This window comes from Roseateles sp. P5_E1, assembly GCF_054049335.1.
In genome coordinates this window covers 1-721 of the sequence record NZ_JBFUMN010000188.1, presented here as the reverse complement: position 1 = coordinate 721, position 721 = coordinate 1, and the positions used below count along the sequence as shown (strand labels likewise).

At 68.2% G+C, this 721-nt stretch carries 2 protein-coding genes; both read left to right on the top strand.

Annotated elements, in window-relative coordinates; genetic code table 11:
• A partial coding sequence (locus ACXJKJ_RS30525; RefSeq protein WP_457395185.1) for an AIR synthase-related protein occupies positions 1–414 on the top strand: 414 nt, incomplete at its 5' end.
• A gap of 8 nt (positions 415–422) precedes the next feature.
• Positions 423–721 (top strand): hypothetical protein (locus tag ACXJKJ_RS30520; protein ID WP_457395183.1); only part of this gene is annotated, 299 nt, incomplete at its 3' end.

The following is a 721-nucleotide window of genomic DNA, read 5'->3' as shown; positions in this document are numbered from 1 at the left end:
GAGCTGGAGGGCGGGGTCAAGCTGGTCGATGCACTGATGGCCCCGACCCGCCTGTACGTCAAGCCGATCCTGGCGCTGCTGAAGAGCCACGGCGCGGCCATTCACGGCATGGCCCACATCACCGGCGGCGGCCTGACCGAGAACATCATCCGTGTGGTGCCTGAAGGCCTTGGCCTGAACATCCAGGCCGATGCCTGGACCCTGCCGCCGGTGTTCCAGTGGCTGCAGAAGGAAGGCGCCGTGGCGGACGCCGAGATGTGGCGCACCTTCAACTGCGGCATCGGCTTCGTGCTGATCGTGGCCGCCGACCAGGTCCAGGCCGTCTCCGCCGCCGTCTCCGCGCAGGGCCTGGATCACTGGACGATCGGTGAAGTCACCACCGCCAGCGGTGCCGAACGCGTGCGGATCGGCTGATCCACGTCGTGGCGCCCCGCCTGGAGGCCGACACGCCACCGACGCTGCCGGCCTCGCCGCCGGCCGTGCCGGCTGCGCGACTGTCGCACAACGACGTGTCGCAGCTGCGCACGCTGTCGATCCTGCATTTCGTGCTGGCCGGCTTCGTGGCCTTTTTCTCGCTGTGTCCGCTGATCTACCTGTTCCTCGGCATCGCGCTGCTGAGCGGCTCGATGCCGCTCGATGGTGGTGCGTCGGGCGCGCTGGGTGCCGAAGCGGTCGGGGTGATGTTCGTGGTGATGTCGCTGTTCTTCATCCTCGCCGGCAA